This window comes from Cytophagaceae bacterium (genome assembly GCA_016722655.1).
In the GTDB taxonomy this organism is placed as follows: Bacteria; Bacteroidota; Bacteroidia; order Cytophagales; family Spirosomataceae; genus Leadbetterella.
In genome coordinates this window covers 2,652,846-2,671,172 of sequence record JADKIR010000004.1, presented here as the reverse complement: position 1 = coordinate 2,671,172, position 18,327 = coordinate 2,652,846, and the positions used below count along the sequence as shown (strand labels likewise).

20 protein-coding genes and 2 pseudogenes are annotated in these 18,327 nt (G+C 37.3%); 17 read left to right on the top strand and 5 right to left on the bottom strand.

The features are described from left to right. Window positions 1-4 precede the first annotated feature (4 nt). From IPP61_12050 to IPP61_12035, 4 genes are all read left to right on the top strand, one after another. Window positions 5-619, top strand: coding sequence for a sigma-70 family RNA polymerase sigma factor (locus tag IPP61_12050; protein ID MBL0325893.1), 615 nt, complete (start codon window positions 5-7; stop codon window positions 617-619). 48 nt (window positions 620-667) lie between these two features. Continuing rightward, the gene (locus IPP61_12045; protein MBL0325892.1) at window positions 668-967 is read left to right on the top strand and encodes a hypothetical protein; all 300 of its coding nucleotides are present in this window, start codon (window positions 668-670) and stop codon (window positions 965-967) included. A 65-nt stretch (window positions 968-1,032) separates the two neighbouring features. Next, on the top strand, window positions 1,033-1,638 hold the full coding sequence (gmk, locus tag IPP61_12040) for a guanylate kinase (protein ID MBL0325891.1): 606 nt from the start codon (window positions 1,033-1,035) through the stop codon (window positions 1,636-1,638). A 21-nt stretch (window positions 1,639-1,659) separates the two neighbouring features. Then, window positions 1,660-2,232: a nicotinate-nucleotide adenylyltransferase gene (locus IPP61_12035; protein ID MBL0325890.1), complete on the top strand. Its 573-nt coding sequence runs from the start codon at window positions 1,660-1,662 to the stop codon at window positions 2,230-2,232. Here IPP61_12035 and IPP61_12030 read toward each other — a convergent pair. Further along, window positions 2,213-2,986, bottom strand: a complete 774-nt coding sequence (locus IPP61_12030) for a type III pantothenate kinase (protein MBL0325889.1) — start codon at window positions 2,984-2,986, stop codon at window positions 2,213-2,215. The genes IPP61_12035 and IPP61_12030 overlap by 20 nt on opposite strands. Window positions 2,987-3,132: 146 nt before the next feature. On the opposite strand from IPP61_12030, the gene IPP61_12025 reads away from it, so the two are divergent. From IPP61_12025 to IPP61_11970, 12 genes are all read left to right on the top strand, one after another. Next, window positions 3,133-3,669 carry a DUF177 domain-containing protein gene (locus tag IPP61_12025; GenBank protein MBL0325888.1) on the top strand — a complete coding sequence of 179 codons (537 nt, stop codon included), beginning with the start codon at window positions 3,133-3,135 and terminating at the stop codon, window positions 3,667-3,669. 32 nt (window positions 3,670-3,701) lie between these two features. After that, the gene (rpmF, locus tag IPP61_12020; GenBank protein ID MBL0325887.1) at window positions 3,702-3,887 is read left to right on the top strand and encodes a 50S ribosomal protein L32; all 186 of its coding nucleotides are present in this window, start codon (window positions 3,702-3,704) and stop codon (window positions 3,885-3,887) included. A 47-nt stretch (window positions 3,888-3,934) separates the two neighbouring features. Beyond that, window positions 3,935-4,879 (top strand): phosphate acyltransferase PlsX, encoded by a 945-nt coding sequence (gene plsX, locus IPP61_12015; GenBank protein ID MBL0325886.1) that lies wholly within the window; start codon window positions 3,935-3,937, stop codon window positions 4,877-4,879. A 25-nt stretch (window positions 4,880-4,904) separates the two neighbouring features. Beyond that, window positions 4,905-5,891, top strand: coding sequence for a ketoacyl-ACP synthase III (locus tag IPP61_12010; GenBank protein ID MBL0325885.1), 987 nt, complete (start codon window positions 4,905-4,907; stop codon window positions 5,889-5,891). Window position 5,892: 1 nt separating this feature from the next. Continuing rightward, the gene (locus tag IPP61_12005; protein ID MBL0325884.1) at window positions 5,893-6,537 is read left to right on the top strand and encodes a hypothetical protein; all 645 of its coding nucleotides are present in this window, start codon (window positions 5,893-5,895) and stop codon (window positions 6,535-6,537) included. Window positions 6,538-6,539: 2 nt separating this feature from the next. Beyond that, complete coding sequence (gene efp / locus IPP61_12000; protein MBL0325883.1) at window positions 6,540-7,109, top strand: elongation factor P; 570 nt, start codon at window positions 6,540-6,542, stop codon at window positions 7,107-7,109. A 75-nt stretch (window positions 7,110-7,184) separates the two neighbouring features. Continuing rightward, entirely contained in the window at window positions 7,185-7,667 is a 483-nt protein-coding gene (accB, locus tag IPP61_11995) for an acetyl-CoA carboxylase biotin carboxyl carrier protein (protein MBL0325882.1), read from the top strand. 44 nt (window positions 7,668-7,711) lie between these two features. After that, window positions 7,712-9,055 (top strand): acetyl-CoA carboxylase biotin carboxylase subunit, encoded by a 1,344-nt coding sequence (gene accC, locus IPP61_11990; GenBank protein ID MBL0325881.1) that lies wholly within the window; start codon window positions 7,712-7,714, stop codon window positions 9,053-9,055. A 253-nt stretch (window positions 9,056-9,308) separates the two neighbouring features. After that, window positions 9,309-11,255 (top strand): tetratricopeptide repeat protein, encoded by a 1,947-nt coding sequence (locus IPP61_11985; protein ID MBL0325880.1) that lies wholly within the window; start codon window positions 9,309-9,311, stop codon window positions 11,253-11,255. A gap of 80 nt (window positions 11,256-11,335) precedes the next feature. After that, window positions 11,336-11,968 carry a response regulator transcription factor gene (locus IPP61_11980; protein MBL0325879.1) on the top strand — a complete coding sequence of 211 codons (633 nt, stop codon included), beginning with the start codon at window positions 11,336-11,338 and terminating at the stop codon, window positions 11,966-11,968. An 81-nt stretch (window positions 11,969-12,049) separates the two neighbouring features. Then, window positions 12,050-13,717 (top strand): hypothetical protein, encoded by a 1,668-nt coding sequence (locus IPP61_11975; GenBank protein MBL0325878.1) that lies wholly within the window; start codon window positions 12,050-12,052, stop codon window positions 13,715-13,717. A 55-nt stretch (window positions 13,718-13,772) separates the two neighbouring features. Then, the gene (locus IPP61_11970; GenBank protein ID MBL0325877.1) at window positions 13,773-14,102 is read left to right on the top strand and encodes a LytTR family transcriptional regulator; all 330 of its coding nucleotides are present in this window, start codon (window positions 13,773-13,775) and stop codon (window positions 14,100-14,102) included. A 350-nt stretch (window positions 14,103-14,452) separates the two neighbouring features. Here the strand turns inward: IPP61_11970 and IPP61_11965 are convergent, their stop codons facing one another. The 3 genes and pseudogenes from IPP61_11965 to IPP61_11955 all read right to left on the bottom strand — a co-directional run bounded on the left by IPP61_11965 (window position 14,453) and on the right by IPP61_11955 (window position 16,497). Next, window positions 14,453-15,346, bottom strand: a complete 894-nt coding sequence (locus IPP61_11965) for a transglutaminase domain-containing protein (GenBank protein MBL0325876.1) — start codon at window positions 15,344-15,346, stop codon at window positions 14,453-14,455. Between the two features lie 611 nt (window positions 15,347-15,957). After that, window positions 15,958-16,256 (bottom strand): annotated as a pseudogene (locus IPP61_11960) (type II toxin-antitoxin system RelE/ParE family toxin). Beyond that, window positions 16,249-16,497, bottom strand: coding sequence for a type II toxin-antitoxin system ParD family antitoxin (locus IPP61_11955; GenBank protein MBL0325875.1), 249 nt, complete (start codon window positions 16,495-16,497; stop codon window positions 16,249-16,251). Before IPP61_11955 ends, IPP61_11960 begins: the two are co-directional and overlap by 8 nt. 257 nt (window positions 16,498-16,754) lie before the next feature. Between IPP61_11955 and IPP61_11950 the strand changes: the two genes are divergently transcribed. Beyond that, on the top strand, window positions 16,755-16,931 hold the full coding sequence (locus tag IPP61_11950; protein ID MBL0325874.1) for a hypothetical protein: 177 nt from the start codon (window positions 16,755-16,757) through the stop codon (window positions 16,929-16,931). Between the two features lie 357 nt (window positions 16,932-17,288). On the opposite strand, the pseudogene cydB reads toward IPP61_11950, so the two are convergent. Then, a pseudogene (gene cydB / locus IPP61_11945) lies at window positions 17,289-18,323 on the bottom strand (cytochrome d ubiquinol oxidase subunit II). Window positions 18,324-18,327 lie beyond the last annotated feature (4 nt).

Sequence of the window (18,327 nt, the reverse complement as noted above, 5' to 3'; positions counted from 1 at the left end):
AGCTATGGAGTTAGAAGAGGAAGGCGAATTGATCGAAGAAACCCGGCCACGGTATTCCGAAACAGAAAAGTACAAGATTTTTGATAAAGAATTTATGCCTCACATAGATTCCATGTACAACTTTGCTTTTCGCCTGACCAACGACGAGGACGATGCCAACGATCTCCTGCAAGATACCTACATGAAAGCCTTCAGGTTTATCAATTCATTTCAGGAAGGCACCAATGCCAAAGCATGGCTTTTCAGGATATTGAAAAACAGCTTTATCAACGACTACCGCAAAAAAAGCAAAGAACCTTCAAAGGTTGATTATCAGGAAGTTGAGACTGTTTACAACAGCACTGAGGACGCCGAATTCGAATCGACTTCGGACCTGAGAATAGAAGCGGTACAAGACTTAATAGGTGACGAAGTGGCCATGGCACTCAACGGTCTGCCGGTAGATTTCAGGACAGTGATCATTCTTTGCGACATCGAAGGCTTTACTTATGAAGAGATGGCGAAGATTCTGGACATACCGATTGGTACGGTTAGATCAAGATTACACCGGGCACGGAACTTATTGAAGGAGAAATTGCGTTCTTATGCTAAATCAATGGGATATAAAGAATTACGTTAATTTTCAAATCAGTATATTGGAATGACTCTTTGCTCAGGTAATGCCATAATGAAAGAACAATGTGAGAATCATAATAAATGCATGAAGATGATTCAGGCAGTATTGGACGGTTCCGCAACTCCCGAAGAATTGGAGCATTTTAAAGATAATATTGAAGTATGTAAACCTTGTATTGAGGGTTATGAACTTGAAAAATCAATAAAAGTTTCTCTTCAGACCAAAGTCGAAAAAAAATGTTGCCCACAGCAAACACTCGATATCATAAAACTAAAAATCGGGATAGCAACAATTCTACTTTTAGGTTTATTGATAAAAATTAAAGTTATTAAAGACTTATTTTTCTGTTAAAATAAAAGAAATTATTAGTTTTGAACCACCGAATCATCACCTCGGTGGTTTTTTATTTACTATTTATGAACAAAGGCAAAGCCATCATTTTCTGTGCACCCTCCGGATCGGGTAAAACCACCCTGGTCAAAAACCTTCTGCAAAACAATTCAAATCTGGGATTTTCGATATCGGCTTGCACCCGCGACAGACGGGGCCGGGCTGAAGAAAACGGAAAAGATTATTATTTCCTCAGTATCGATGAGTTTAAAGAAAAAATATTTCACAAAGAATTTATCGAATGGGAAGAAGTTTACCCCGGAGGCTACTATGGCACATTGAAAGAAGAAATAGAAAGGCTATGGTCTGCAGGTAAGAATGTGATTTTTGATGTGGATGTAAGAGGTGGATTAAAACTTAAGGAATATTTTGGTGATGATGCACTGGCGATATTCGTAAAAGTGCCTTCGATGGAAGAACTGGAAAAAAGACTGGTAAGTCGTGGAACCGAATCGGCGGAAAGCCTTTCGGAAAGATTATATAAAGTTAAATTTGAGATGGCTTTTCAGGATCAGTTTGATGTGGTTTTGCTCAATGACGACCTGGAGTCTTCATTTGTAAAAGCTCAGAAACTTTATGATCAATTTACCGCAGACCAATTGGTTTTTGAGGAAAAACCATTGAATGTTTGAAAAAAATTTAAGACCCTTCAAATGAAAATCGGTTTGTTTTTTGGTTCATTTAATCCTATCCATGTCGGGCATCTGATTATCGCCAATACCATGGCCACCTCCACGGATTTGCAACAAATATGGTTTGTGGTTTCGCCCCAAAATCCATTTAAAAAAAACAATTCCCTATTGCATGAATTTGACCGATACACCATGGTCGAAAAAGCCATTGCTGACAACCCGGCATTTAAGGTTTCTGACATAGAATTTAACCTTCCCAAGCCTTCATATACGATTGATACCCTTACTGTTTTGGCTCAAAAATTCCCACAGCATGAGTTTACGCTCATCATGGGCGAAGACAATCTGGTGCAATTTGAAAACTGGAAAAACTATCAGAAAATTCTGGAGTACTATAGCCTGTATGTGTATTCGAGACCCAATACTCAGGAGCACAATTTCAAAAACCATCCAAAAGTGACCTTTGTAGAGGCTCCTCTGCTCGACATTTCCGCAACTTATATCAGAAAACGACTTTCAGAAGGTAAAAATGTAAAATACCTGGTGCCGGAGCAAGTGGAAGAATATATCAGATTTAAGAAATTTTATAAATAGACTTCTGACCATAGAGATACAGCCCCTTGATGGTCAAGTCTATGTCTATTTTATCAAAGTTTGGAGCCAAATCTGTCAATACTGCCGACAAGCCACCCGTTGCCAATACTTTTACCGGCCTTCCAATTTCGGCTTTTATTCTTTCCAAAAGCTTCACAATCATACCTTCATAACCATAAAGCACACCGGCTCTTATCGCATGCATTGAGTTTTTGCCAATCACACATTCAGGTTTTTCAAGTTTAACTTCCGGCAATAGAGAGGTATCAGAAAAAAGTGATTTCAAAGCTGTTTTTATACCGGGTAAAATAGTAACTCCTTCAATGATACCCTCTGATTTCACAACGGTGAATGTCAAAGCTGTTCCGAAATCCACAATTATGCAGTCGGTTTTAAAAGTTTCAAGGGCCGAAAGGGCATTGACGAAAAGGTCAGAACCCAACTCCTCAGGCATGTCAATATTGATTTTGAGAAACCCGGAATGAGCAGGATTTACCACAAAAGGATTAAGATTAAGGAATTTTTCACAAAATCTCACAAAATAAGGTGTCAGGATAGGTACCACACTACTTATCACCGCATGTTTGAAATCTTCCTTGGCCAGATTGTTTTCCAGCATAAAATCCAGAATTCGGTATTCGAAAAAAACCGGACTCTCATTTTTCAATGACCTTACTCTTAAAGTATTGATACATTTTTCTTCCTTAAAAAAACCAATTACCGTGTCGGTATTTCCAATATCAATTACAATCATAAATTTTATTCTGAAACCTAAAGATAGAAGCAAAGTGTTGAAAAAGGCAAATATTATATCAATTTACCTGGAAAACAGATTTTTATTAGTTCAAAACTTTTCTATCAGAAAAAAAAAACCTAAATTTGCAGCCTTTCTGTAAAAAAGTGAATCGGGAATTTTCAGTATTTGACATAAACATTCATGGTTTAGAAACCAAAACCTACGAATATGATTTTGAAGGTGATGATTCTTTTTTCTCGATTTTTGAACAGGAAATATTAGAAGGTGGGAGTTTCAGAGCGAAGGTTTTTCTGGAAAAAACAACTACCCTTGTCAGGCTAAATTTTGAAATAAATGCCAGACTAAAATTGATTTGTGACAGATGTCTTGAACCTTTTGAGGAGGATTTCAAAATAACTGAAACTCATATTTATAAATTTGGACATAAAACAGAAGAAATAAGTGACGAAATGGACATGATTCCATTCGGAACTCCAAAAATCAATATTGCTGAACTGATTTTTGATTTTATACTTCTACAGGTTCCGATTAAAAAACTTCATCCACGTTTCAGGGAGGAAGTAGCTGGTTCTGAAGATGGTGTTATGGTTTATCAGGATCAGGATTTTGAACAAGAAAATGAAAGTAAGGAAACTGACCCACGATGGGCGGCTCTCCTGAACATAAAAGATAAAAAATAGTTATTGTATAGTAATAGTAAATTTGTTTAGATATGGCACATCCAAAGCGGAAGATTTCGAAAACCAGAAGAGATAAACGTAGAACCCACGATGCACTTACGGCAAAAAGCCTTTCTGTTGATGTAACAACAGGCGAAGTCCATTTGCGTCATCATGCTCACGTAAGGGGAGGAAATCTCTATTATCGCGGAAAATTGGTAGTTGAAAACTATCAGTAATATTTTGTTTGAAAAGAGATTCCTGAATTTTACATTTTAAAAAGCCGATGAAAAAAATTGCAGTTGATGCTATGGGAGGGGATTTTGCACCCCGTGCAGTGATAGAAGGAGCAGTACTTGCCACCCATTCATTACCAGAAGATTATCAAATTGTATTAATCGGAAAACAAGATGCCATTTTAGAGGTTTTGCATGACCTCGATTACAGAAAAGGAAGTATCGAATTGATATTTGCCAATGACGTAATTGAGATGCATGAACACCCTACAAGGGCATTTTCACAGAAACCCAATTCCAGCATAGGAGTTGGGTTTAAGCTTTTAAAAGAAGGTCAGGTGTCGGCATTTTGTAGTGCCGGCAATACTGGAGCCATGATGGTAGGCTCACTGTTTACCCTTCGCACCATCGGAAGCTTACAAAGACCTCCAATCGCCGGATATTTCCCTTTAAAATCAGGGGGTTACAGCATCATGCTTGATATCGGTGCCAATGCCGACTGCAAACCGGAAGTGCTTTTGCAATTTGCCGAACTGGGTAGTCTTTATGCCAAATTTGCACTTGGTATCGAAAGTCCGACTGTAGGCTTGCTAAATATCGGTGCTGAAGAAGAAAAAGGGAGCACACTTGCACAGGCTGCTCATCAGCTTTTGAAAAGCGACAAAAAAATCAATTTCATAGGTAATGTAGAAGGCCGCGATTTATTTGATGGAAAATCAGATGTGATTGTGACCGATGGCTTTACCGGAAATATCCTTTTCAAAATGGGCGAATCACTCTATGAACATGCCGCTTCAAAAGGTATCCATGACGACCTCATTGACAAAATGAACTATGAGGTAGTGGGTGGCAGCCCGATAATCGGGGTAAACGGAAACGTAATCGTTGCCCATGGTATTTCAAGCCCTGAAGCCATCAAAAATATGATATTGCTTGCCAAAAGACAGATTGAAAGTGGCGTAGTAGAAAAAATAAAAGAAGTATTTAATAACTAAAAGGCTTAGGCCAATAGACTATAAAATGGGTTTAAAAGCAGCAATTACCGGCATTCACGGTTATGTACCTGAAAATGTTTTAACCAACGCTGACCTCGAAAAAATAGTTGAAACCAACGACGAATGGATCACCAGCCGAACCGGTATCAAAGAACGTCGTATATTAAAAGGAGAAGGACTTGGCACCTCACACATGGCAGCCGAAGCCGTAAAAGGCCTCCTCAAAAAAACCAACACTGATCCTAAAGACGTTGATCTGGTCATTGTGGCCACGGTTACACCTGATTATATGTTTCCTTCTACTGCCAATCTGGTATGTACACAAGTGGGAATCCCCAATATCATGAGCTTTGATATTCTGGCAGCTTGCTCCGGATTTATCTATGCTCTGGTTACCGGCTCACAGTTTATTGAGGCCGGACGCTACAAAAAAGTTGTTGTAGTAGGTGCCGATAAGATGTCTTCCATTATTGACTATACTGATCGTACTACTTGTGTGCTTTTTGGTGATGGAGCCGGAGCAGTATTACTTGAGCCTACTGATGGCGAAGAAGGTATTGTGGACCATATCCTACATTCAGACGGCACAGGCGAAAATCACCTGATCATGAAAGGTGGTGGTAGCCGCTACCCTGCCTCGCATGAAACTGTTGACGGTCACATGCACTACATCCATCAGGAAGGTCCTTCAGTATTCAAATTTGCCGTAACCAACATGGCCGACGTAGCTGCAGCAATCATGGAGCGTAACAATCTGACAGGTGATGACGTTAAATGGCTGGTACCGCATCAAGCAAACAAACGAATCATCGACGCCACTGCTAACAGAATGGGAATCGGCGAAGATAAAGTCATGATCAATATTCAAAGATATGGCAACACCACGGCTGCCACCATTCCGCTTTGTTTGCACGATTATGAGAGCCAAATCCAAAAAGGTGATAATCTGATACTTGCAGCTTTTGGAGGTGGATTCACCTGGGGATCAGTCTATATTAAGTGGGCTATTTAATATGAATAAAATAAAGGCTATAATATTTCTGATATTATCCCTGGCATTGAGTGCAAAAGGGCAACATGCAAGGACATTCAGCAATTACGGTCTTTTATATTCTCCTTCAAAAACGGGTAATACTTATCAGGTTGCTATGGGTGAAGCCATTCAATTTAGCAAGCTACCTGCTTTAAGACTAATTGCCGGTTTAAACTTCCAGTTAAAAAACTACACTGCAGTTCCGTGGAATCACAAGGACATTAAAAATGCAAAGCTTTTTGCATTAAATGAAAAAACAAAAGCTTCAAAATTAAATTTCCCGGTGGGTCTCGAACTGGCTTTCAAAGGTGTAGGTATAGGTGTATCGCAGGAAATTTTTAATTTTGGCTTTAAAAAAACCATTGATTCTACAATGGCCGATATCGAACCGAATACGGAATTCAAACACCTGAGGTTCAGTAGCCTCCTTTCTAAGGAAAGTAATAACTCAGTAAGCTCTAATCTTTATGTACATTTCACAATCAACGAGTCCTTTACATTTTTGTTTGGCATACTAAAACAAAAATCCATATTTAACATTTACAAAAACTCAAAAAAAACTGATTATATAGGTTTGGGAGAAACCCATCCGTATTTTAGTATAAGATTTAATATTGAAAAATAATTATGGCAACAACAGCAGATTTCAGAAACGGACTTTGTCTTGAATGGAACAACGACCTTTATACTATAGTGGAGTTTCAGCATGTAAAACCCGGTAAAGGTGGTGCATTTGTGAGAACTAAACTTAAAAACATCAAGTCTGGAAAAGTACTCGACAATACTTTTACGGCGGGTGAAAAAGTGATTACCGCCCGAATCGAAAAAAGACCGTATCAGTTTCTATATCAGGACGAAATGGGCTTCAACTTCATGGATAATGAGTCTTTTGAGCAGATTTCACTCAATGAGGCCATGGTACCGCAGGCTGATTTGATGAAAGAAGGAACCAACATCGACATCCTTGTTCATGCTGAAACAGAAACCCCGCTTTCGGTTGAAATGCCTTCGTATGTAGAACTGAGAATTGTATATACTGAACCCGGCGTAAGAGGCGATACTGCCACCAATGCGACCAAGCCCGCTAAAGTTGAAACCGGTGCTACTATCAAAGTGCCTTTATTTATTGACAACGACGAGCTTATCAAAGTTAATACGACAACCTACGAATACGATTCAAGAGTTAAAGAGAAATAAAAAATAGTGAAAATGTAATTGAGTTTTGATAATTATTACATTTGCAACAAAACCTATATACTCCTAATCAAAAATATGGATACCAGAGAAATTCAGAAATTAATAGACTTTATTTCGAAATCAGACCTGAATGAAGTCAACATTGAAACTGCTGAGCTGAAACTTCAGATCAAAAGAAATGTAGAAAGTGGAGTAAGATATGTAACCGCTCCGGTTATTGAAAACTCTCCGATCAGCTATTTACCGGAGCACTCAGCACCCGCTGTGGCCAAAGAAGTTGCCGATGCCGAACCTGCAGCACCTGCTGTCAATAGCAAACTTGTTGAAGTAAAAGCTCCTATGATTGGTACTTTTTACAGATCAGGCGGCCCCGGAAAACCAAATTTTGTAGAAGTTGGTGATGAAATTCAAGCCGGAAAAGTAATCTGTATTCTGGAAGCCATGAAGCTTTTCAATGAAATCGAATCAGAAGTGTCAGGAAAAATCGTTAAAATATTGGTGGACGATGCCACTCCTGTAGAATACGACCAACCACTGTTTTTGGTTGACCCTTCTTGAGCCTAGCTCATTTGTTTCCTGTTTAAAGAATCATAAACTTAGCTATGTTTAAGAAAATATTAATTGCAAATAGGGGCGAAATTGCTCTCAGGATTATTCGTACCTGTAAAGAAATGGGCATCAAAACAGTAGCTGTATATTCTACTGCCGATAAAGAAAGCCTCCATGTAAGATTCGCCGATGAGGCCGTTTGTATCGGTCCGCCAGCCAGTAAACTATCCTATCTCAATATTCCCAGTATAATCTCTGCTGCCGAACTGACCAACGCCGATGCGATACATCCCGGCTACGGATTTTTGTCTGAAAACGCCGAGTTTTCGAGGATATGTGAAGATTACAATATTAAATTTATTGGAGCTACGGCCGACCAAATCAACCTCATGGGCGATAAAGCTACGGCCAAAGAGACCATGAAAAAAGCTGGGGTACCTTGTATTCCGGGCTCAGAAGGACTTATTGATACGGTTGAGCAAGGCATTAAACTTGCCGAAGAGATCGGTTATCCGGTTATAATCAAAGCTACTGCCGGTGGTGGTGGCCGTGGGATGAGAATTATCCGGAATTCGGATGAGTTTCAGAAAAACTGGGACGACGCGAAAATGGAATCAGGGGCCGCTTTCGGTAATGACGGACTCTATCTTGAAAAATATATAGAAGAACCTCGTCACATCGAGATTCAGATAGTTGGTGACCAGTTTGGCAAAGTATGCCACCTCTCAGAAAGGGATTGTTCGATTCAGAGAAGGCACCAAAAATTGGTAGAAGAAACCCCCTCACCGGTTGTTTCTGATGATTTAAGAAAAAGAATGGGTGAAGCAGCCATTGCTGGAGCGGCAGCCATTAAATATGAAGGTGCTGGTACAGTTGAGTTTCTTCTGGACAAACACGGCAAGTTCTATTTTATGGAAATGAACACCCGTATCCAGGTAGAGCATCCTATCACTGAAGAAGTTACGGACTTTGACCTGATCAAAGAACAAATAAAAGTGGCCGCAGGGGTGCCTATTTCGGGCGAAAACTATTTCCCTAAAATGTTTGCAATGGAATGCCGGATCAATGCCGAAGATCCTATGCAGAACTTCAGACCTAGTCCTGGATTGATCAAACAAATCAATGTTCCAGGTGGACATGGGGTAAGGGTGGACTCGCACGTATATGCTGGCTATACCATTCCGCCAAATTATGATTCGATGATAGCCAAACTTATCGTAACGGCCCGCTCAAGAGAGGAAGTATTGGTAAGGATGAAAAGAGCCCTTCAGGAGTTTTTCATTGATGGCGTTAAAACTACAATTCCTTTTCATCTTAAACTCATGGATGACCCAACCTTCCAGTCGGGGATATTCAATACGAGCTTTTTGGAAAGTTTTGATTTTTCTGATTTGTGAAGAGAAAGTTAGGAAGTTAGTAAGTTGGAAAGTTAGTAAGTTAGAAAGTTAGTAAGTATTTATAAGTAGAAGAAGCCGGGGGGGACTCCGGCTTTTTTTTGCATAAAAAATCCTGGTTGTGATTTAAGAGGAGGAGCTATTTTTTTCTCCTTTAATTTTTCCATAAAATAAAATTCAGTGGGCTACTATTTGACCTTAAAATTTATTCTGCAAATTTTATGTCAACCCTGATTCTAATTTTATTATGATTTTATTGAAAACTCTAAAATTCAAACCAATCAGACTTCTGACTTCTTCCCTATTTGGTTTATTTCTTTCCTTCTATATTTTACCCAACAAACTCCAGGCACAGGATCCTGCAATTATTCCTAAAACAAAGGATTCATTGGCAATTTTCATTAAAAATTATACTAAACCAGATACCGTTTACATAAGGGCCATAAGGCCCTATGCTTTGAAATTAATTTATGAAGACCTCAATTTTAAGAAGGCTGATTCTTTGGCGAATGTACAAAAAGCCGTTTCTGAAAAATTGAACTATGGCCGTGGAATCTATTTCAGTTACCTTATCAAAGCCATAATTGCAACCAATAAATCACAGCCCAGAGAAGCTTTGAGGAATTTTAAAAATTGTCTGGAAGTCGTTACCAATTACAAATTGCACCCTTCTTTGGTAGAAGCTTCACTGAATAATATTGCCGTTGCCTTTGATGACCTTGGACAACGTGATAGTGCCTTGGTTTATGCCATGAGAGCCATAGAAGTGCAGGAAAAAAACATAAAGATTATCAAACTTCCTGATAGTGGCCCTTATGAAATGGTGGGAGACATTTATAAATATGATAAAAAATATGATAAGGCTATTGAATACTATTTGAGAGGTCAGCAATTGGCCACAAAATATGACAATATAAAAAATGTTGCGATATCGGAAAATAGTATTGGCAATATTTACGATTTAAAAAAACAACCTCAAGAAGCCATAAAACACTACAAAAAGGCCCTGGAATTGGCTGAAACCGAAAAGTATTTGCTTTTACAAACCGATGCTTTGTCCAACCTGGGCCGTATGTACACACAATTGAAAAACTATCCCGAGGCTCTGAAGTATTTAAATAAAAACCTTGAAATATGTAAAGTTGCCGAATCTGCCAACGCTTTGAGCACGGCTTATTTGGCATTGGGAGATGTTTATATGATGCAGAAAAAATATGCTCAGGCTGAAAAATATTTGAAAGAAGCCCATAAACTTATCGATCAAATTGAGGATATTTTAGACAAAAAAGCAACAGTATCTGCCCTGGTTGATTTTTATGCTGAAACCGGCGATTTCAAGAATGCTTACAAGTTTTCAGTGCAGGAAAAACAATATGCAGATTCTTTGGCGGCTCAAAATTCCGAACAATTGCGTCAGGATTTGATATCAAAGTATGAAAGTGACAAAAAAGAAGAACAGATAAAAGTATTGCAGGAGGAGCAAAAAAACGCTGCCTTTAGACAAAATACCTGGATTTTCGGTGCCATATTCGGCATTTTGCTGGTTGGTTTTGCATTTGCTTATGTGGTTTCCAGAAACCGTCTGAAACAATTGCAGGCCTCGCAAAAACTCCGCAATCAAATAGCCGCAGACCTACACGATGAGATTGGAAGTACGCTGAGCAGTATTTCTATACTTTCAGAGTTGGTGGCATTTCAACAAAAAAAGGAGCAATTTAATCCTGAAATCATGTCTCAGGTAAGCAATGATGCCAGAAATGTAATTGAAAAAATGGATGAGATCATCTGGACCATCAACCCCGACAATGATGAGTTTTATAATCTCGAAACCCGGCTAAAATCCTATGCTATTCCCATGTTGGAGTCCAAAGACATTGATTTCAAATTTGATTTTTCACCTGAGCTTGAAAGTGTCAAAATAGATATGGGCATACGTAGGGACATCTATTTGATACTGAAAGAAGCCATAAATAATTTGGTAAAATATAGCGAAACTAAAAGTGCTCACATTGAGGGAAGAGTTGCAGGTAACAAATTAATATTCAAAATTATAGACAAAGGAATTGGCTTTGATATAAAAGAACATACGGATAGAAATGGTCGGAAAAATATGCACAGCCGGGCGAAGAAAATTGATGCTGATCTGGACATTCAAAGTGAAGTTGGAAAGGGAACTGAAGTTATTTTGTCCATAAAGTTCTGAACATAAAAACCATATATATATCTGATTGCTTACTTAAAAAAATAGTATTCACTTTGCCTTTATTAAAAATGAGCCAAAACGTGATCAAAGTAGCATTGTACGAAGACAACCTTACCCTTAGAACCAGTTTGGCCCATTTGCTGCAAAATTCGGAGGAGTTTGAATTCCTCGGGGCTTATGAATCACCAATTGAAATTCTTCAGCATTGTAAAAATGCACTTCCAGACGTGATTCTGATGGATGTAGATATGCCTCAAATGAATGGCATAGAGGCCACCAAATTGGTAAAAGAGCAATATGAAAATGTAAATATTTTGATTTTGACGGTTTTTGAAGACCGCGACAAGCTTTTCAGTGCATTGCAAGCTGGTGCATCTGGTTATTTGCTCAAAAAATCCAAAATCATCGAAATCATTGAGGCCATTCATGAGATTTACAATGGAGGCTCACCCATGACCCCGGCCATCGCCCGAAAGGTTCTGGAGTTTTTTGCACAGCCTAAAGTCGTTAAGAATACAGAAAACAACCTATCAGACCGTGAACTGGACATTTTGAAATGTCTCGTTGACGGCGACTCTTACAAAATGATAGCTGCCAATTGCTATATAAGTATGGGTACCGTGCGAAGCCATATTAATAATATATACAAAAAACTACATGTAAATTCAAAGTCTGAGGCGGTGGTGAAAGCTTTGATGGACAAGTTGATTTAGCTAAAAACCATATATTTATCCGATTGACGAGCATGAATGGTTTACGGAAATTTGTACCGAAACCAATCAAACTTGTTAGCCATGAAAAAGATTTTGTTTGCTTTATTAATTTCTAATTTTTGTTTCGGACAACAGTCTATTACAATCTCGCCTACTGATGCTTCTCATTTGAAAATTTTCCAAAAAGCAGGAACTGCACAATTAACAATTCAAGGTGATGGTGACCTCCCAACTCCCCCAGTTTTTTTTGGGGGTACAATTGGCCATTCTAAAATTCAATTGCAAAGTTTTGTTCCTTCTCAATCATGGGGATGGAAAAGCTATAACAGTATTGACTTTAACTCAGCTTTTAGTATTAAGCATACTTACACACCCAACCCATCATATTCTCCCGATGAATTTGGAATTTATGAAGGTACAGATTCGATATTTTATTATTCAGGTAATAGTGGTAAAATTAATAGCGTAGCTTTTTCACTTAGCTCAAGTACCAGTGATATGTTACAATTACATAATAAATCGACATTGGCAAATGGAGTTGAAAATAGAATATTTTTCCGAACTGGTTCAAACTATACCGGTGCTATAAAAACCATTGGCAAATCAGAAACAGAAGCGAGAATGGGTTTTTTTACAAATGCAATTGGCAATGCTGGGCAACTTCAAGAAAGATTTTCTATACTAAATGATGGAAAAATTGGAATAAATACCACTACTCCACAGTATCAAATGAGTTTTAAGGATGATCTGGGTGATAAAATATCATTTTATGGCGGCAACTTAAGCAACTCCACCAATCATTATGGTTTTGGCATTCAGGCTGCAAAATTTCAATTGTTTACACCATCAGATCAGGATGATTTTGTTTTTGGATATGGAAGAAGTTTGGCCTTTACTGAGAATGTGAGGTTTAAAGGAAACGGAAACATTGGTATCGGAACAAGTACACCAAATGCACCGCTTCAATTTGCCTCAACTATTGCCAACCGCAAAATTGTAATGTATGAATTCGCAAATAACGATCACCAATATGTAGGTTTTGGAGTAAACGGAAATGCCTTACGTTATCAGGTAGATGTTCCAAATGGCTCTCATGTATTTTATGTGGCAAATAATGCGTCATCGTCAACTGAACTAATGAGGGTAAATAGTACCGGATTAGGCATAGGAATAAATAACCCAGCCGAAAAACTCCATGTTGCAGGAAATATTCGTGCATCCGGTTTAGCGGGAACAGGAACAAGATATGTTTATAGCGATGCCAATGGCACCTTAACAACTAGCCCGCAAACAAAATACTTAAGTATTCATCCTTCAAAATTTAAGCCTTCGACAGGATCTGATTTTACTAAAATCAATTATACCAATGATTTATTAGGATTTAACCCTACTACTCAGGGTGCTGTATTCTCCCCAATTGAGTTGCCTCATGGAACTCAGGTAACTGCCTTAAAGTTCTATTTTGTCGATAATTCTACAACTGATGATTTAGTTTTTAAATTGATGAGAGTTAATTTCCCGACATTGAATGGCGGTGCATATATAGTTTCGGAATTTCAAACCCCTTTGCCAAATAATAATACCTACCGGAGTGGCATAGTAAATTTTAATTCTCCATTAATCATAGATAATCTTAATAATTCCTATTTTATCGTAATTGAACCCCGATTACAAAGCACAATTGGAACCGGAACCTGGCAAGTAAATACATTGAAGGCTTCTTCAGTAGTAATTACGTATAATGAATGAATTTAAGCCTTAACCTTTCACCTCATTTGTTGTCTATTACAAAATAAATGAAACCATGAAAAATAAACCCCGCCAAAGTCATTTGCTGCTCATAGAAAATGCCGAAAATGATGTGATAAAGCTTGAAGGAATACAGAATTACACCAAGTTTGTGTTTGAAGATGGCAGCTATGTCATGATGTCATATACCTTAAAAAACTATCAGAATTTCCTGAAATTTCCATTTGTAAGAGTAAGTAAATCCTTTATTGTAAACCTTAATTTTTGTTCTGATTTTTCACCCGGAACTAAAAAACTATGGGTTTCTGACGGCTCTGAAATACAGATTTCGAGAAGAAGGCTGACTGAAGTATCTGTAAACCTGGAGAAACTTTGGTTAGTTTAGGGCAATTACTTCTGAAACTATTTTTGGCAATAAAAAGAGTGCAATTTGCTCCGATAGATTCCTGGACTCATAAATCCTTATACCGTTTTACTTAATAATGAACTTTCATATAAATCAATGAAATCATTTTACTAAGCAATGAACTTTGATTATTAAGCAATATGTTTTTATTGAATTAAAAGCGGGTCAAGGGGAAAACCCAATCCTCTTGCCTTTACCCTTCCTTTTGGCGTAGAAACATTGGGCCTTTGTCAGGTACGATGCAAAGTTCCTTTCCAGAGTAATTCTAATTTTTATTTATCTGAAAAACAATGAATTACAAAATGTTTTTTTTCACCCCCAAATCCTGTTTATTTATTTATTTTAGGATAAAAGTCATTTACAGAATGGGTATAAAAACTGTTATTAATCCTGATTAGGTTTTGAAAATATGCCGGTCTTTCAGCTCCTTTTGGATACAGTGTCAATTGCCTTTTATTTCCAACAATTCTATCCCAAATCTCAATTCTTTCTCCCTTTATGGTGGTGGAAAAATAATAGAGATATGGACCAATCCAATCTTTGTATTCACTTTTAGTAATAGTTTTATTGGGATTTATGATTTCGAAATTCAGGTTGTTTGCGATACAATTCTGTAGTTCGACCGCATTTAAAGGTATCCCGTTGTAAGTGGCAATAATGTCATATTGAGGGTCAATTAAAACCCATTTCCGGGCATCTTTCAAAAAAACTTCATTTACCACATGCCCTCCACCTGACTTTACCTTATCAATGTCTTTGGTCATCAGACCCAGGCCTCTGACCACAAAACCAAGCGATTGCAAACATTGGTGGGCCACTATACTATATTCTACACATCTAAACTGCCTTCCTTTTTCGGCTTCTTTCAAAATATACAGAGCGTCATTTTTCTCCGGCAAATTGTCACCGTCATGTTTCCATCGGCTTTGAACCCAACTCTGAATTTTTGTTACTTTTTCAAAATCAGTCCTGGAATCAGCTATTATACTATCCAGTTTAAATTCCTGTCTAAGTTTTACCAGATCTTCCCTTTCGGAATTGACTTCATAAACCAATTCATATTTCCCGGTAGCGGAGGAGTCAAATTCCAATTGAAATACTTCTTTGTCAATACTTTCTTTTCCAAAATCCAGTAGTCCACCCAGCCGGGGCGAAATCCAGAAACTAAATGCTATTAAAAGCAAAAGAATTATTGAAAATATCTTTAAAATTCTCTTTATCATTATTATTATTTCTGTTAAAATAAACTAACACTACGTATTTTATTTCCAAGCCACTACACCAATATGATCAGGCTGTACTTTCTGTTTCTCAGATCCTCAAAAAACTATGAGCTTTTAAACTTTTGGAGTGGATAAATACAAAATGCAGGCCTTAAGACCTTACGAATATAGATTATTGATTTATAATGGCAAATTAAACTGTTTTCTTTTTAAAAATTTAATCAAGCTATCCACCAGTCTTTTACAAGAAAATGTGGAATGAACATAAAGCTAAGGCTCATGCATGAGCGTGGATAAGAGATGGTATGTTCGAAAAGATAGAAATTAGCCAAAAAAGGCAAAGAACTGAAAATACACACAATAAATCAAAACTCAGCAGCAAACTCCATCAGAAACTCATATAGTAAAAGGCGAAAAGCCCATAGCTTTAGTAAATCAGTCGTTTAATTGGTAAAAACATCAGAAGCCAACGTGGCCCGGATCAGTTCAAGGCCGGGCAACGTTTGTTAGCCGCCCGCAATGCTTCATTCTAAAAGCCACGATTTCGCATTATGTTCTGCCGAAAAGCTTGCTTTGTTTTGCAGGGAAGGTTTTTTGTTGGTGGCAGTTATTTATTCGTTCAATCTGTTTTTCAAGTCCATCCGTTCGTGTAAAATTCTAACAACTTCAATTTCATCTTCGTAAACCAATTGATAAAATATTACGTGCCTTCCTGTATGAAATCCAAGTAAATTGTTACCTATTTCATTATATTCTTTCCTATTTCAGGATTTTTGCCAATTTCACCACAAGCAAGTTTCAGCATGGCATAATATTTATCAGATTGATTTTCAGACCACTTTTCAAAAGTATATTCCCAAATATTATTCAAGTCGTCAATTGCTTCTTGTCTAAAAATAACTTTAGCCATTTTTCCTTTTTTCGGCTTTTAGTCGTATTAAATTTTCATCAAAGTCAAAATTTTCGACTCTTGGACTTTCTAAACCTTTTTGAATTGCATTTCTCAAAGCGATTGCTTTGCTTTCTTCGTCTTCTAAAAGTCGAAGTCCTGCACGAATAACTTCACTGACATTTTTATAACGCCCTTCCGATACTTGAATACTCACAAAGTCGTCAAAATAATTTCCGAGTGATATTGATGTATTTTTCATTACACTTAAACTTTTTCATAAAGTTACCAAAAATTGGTAATCATGCAATTTTTCAATTTAGTTTTCGAATTTGATTATGAATTTTTGCCGGTCTGCGGTTAGTTTATCAAAATTGTGAATACGACTTTCGGTCTATATTTGTCATTTTTTTTTATAATTACAAAAGCTTCCTTACCAACAAAAAAATAGGTTTCAATTTTGGAAATTAATTTTAAAAATAATCGAATCAGGAGCATGCTTTGGAATAAATAAATATTGTGAATGTTGTAGCTATATATTTCCATGGTTATTTTAGGCAAGTAAAACTTGATGGTTGGGGAATTATGCTGGATCCAGATTATATCCGGAATTATCGTATTGAGGAATACAAAACGTCAAAACTCCGCAGGAAACTCCATCAGAAACTCAAAAAGCAACAGACGAAAAGCTCATAGGTAAAAACTACGGAGACGCAGGGTCCGAAGCCCAGTGTGGCCCGGATTAGTTCAAGGTCGGGCAACGTTTGCTAGCCGCCCACTATGCTTCATTCTGAATGCTACGATTTTGCATTATGTTCTGCCGAAAAGCTTGCTTTGTTTTGCAGAGGAAGCCTTTTTGGTGATAGCTAGAGATCTTGTTTTTTATGGTTTTACCCGTGTAAATATTTCAAATAAAAATCCTTCAATTTCTCTTATGTTACCTAGTGTCTGACTCGTATGCTTTTCAATTGGATTTTCTTCGATAATAGCACCACAATATTTTTACTCCTTAAAAAAACGCCCCGATATAATCAGAACATATAAATTAAAGCTTTAATAACTTGTATCATCAAGTTTTACTTTTCCATTGAATGTTTTATATAGAAAAATGAAGTAGCCTGCTAACAAAGGAGCACCAATTAAAACGATTGTTAACATTATTCCCAAAGATTTTTGCGAGGAGGCAGCATTGTAAATCGTAATGCTGTATTTTGGATCAATGGTCGAAATCAATAAAGTAGGGTATAACTGAAACGCCACTAACATCAACAAAAAGCCATAGTTAATGAAGAAAAGACTAAGGCTTGAAAGTATTTCTTTTTGGAAGCCAATCGGGGTACATTGGCAACAGCCAAAAATGATAAAATTGGAATTATAAAGAAAAGCGGGTTATTTCTAAAATTATCAGTAACACCTGGAATAAAAACCAAAGTATATAATGATGTTATTGAAAAAATAACTATGAAAAAAATCATTCCTTTTTTTAGTAGAAAGGTTAATCGGGTATGTAATCTTCCTTCGGTTTTTAATAAAAGAAAAATAGCACCTGGGTCATAAAAATTGATAATGTGGTAAATCCTGTCAAGATAGCATATGGACTAAGGAATGAAAGAAAACACCACCTTTGTAGCTGTAATTTTCACCTAATTCAAATCCTTGCAGCACATTTCCTAAAACCACACCTAACAAAAAGGCGATTAATGTATTGGACGCAAAATAAATAATATCCCATGTTTTTCTCCACCACAACATGATTTCAGCACTTCTAAATTTTATAGCTGTAGAACGTAATACCAATAACATCAAAAATAGCATAAACGGAATGTACATTGCAGAAAGCATAGTGGCGTACATCACCGGAAAACCCGCAAATAAAGCCCCTCCGCCAATAATTAACCACACTTGGTTGGCATCCCAAAGTGGTCCAATTGCATTAATGGCAATTCGACGGCTTTCATCTTTTCTAAAAAACAAATGCCAAGCTCCTGCTCCATAATCAAATCCTTCTAAAATGGCATAACCTGAAAATAACAAACCCACTACTAAATACCAAAGTGTAGGATAATCGATACCTAAAAATGTTTCCATACTT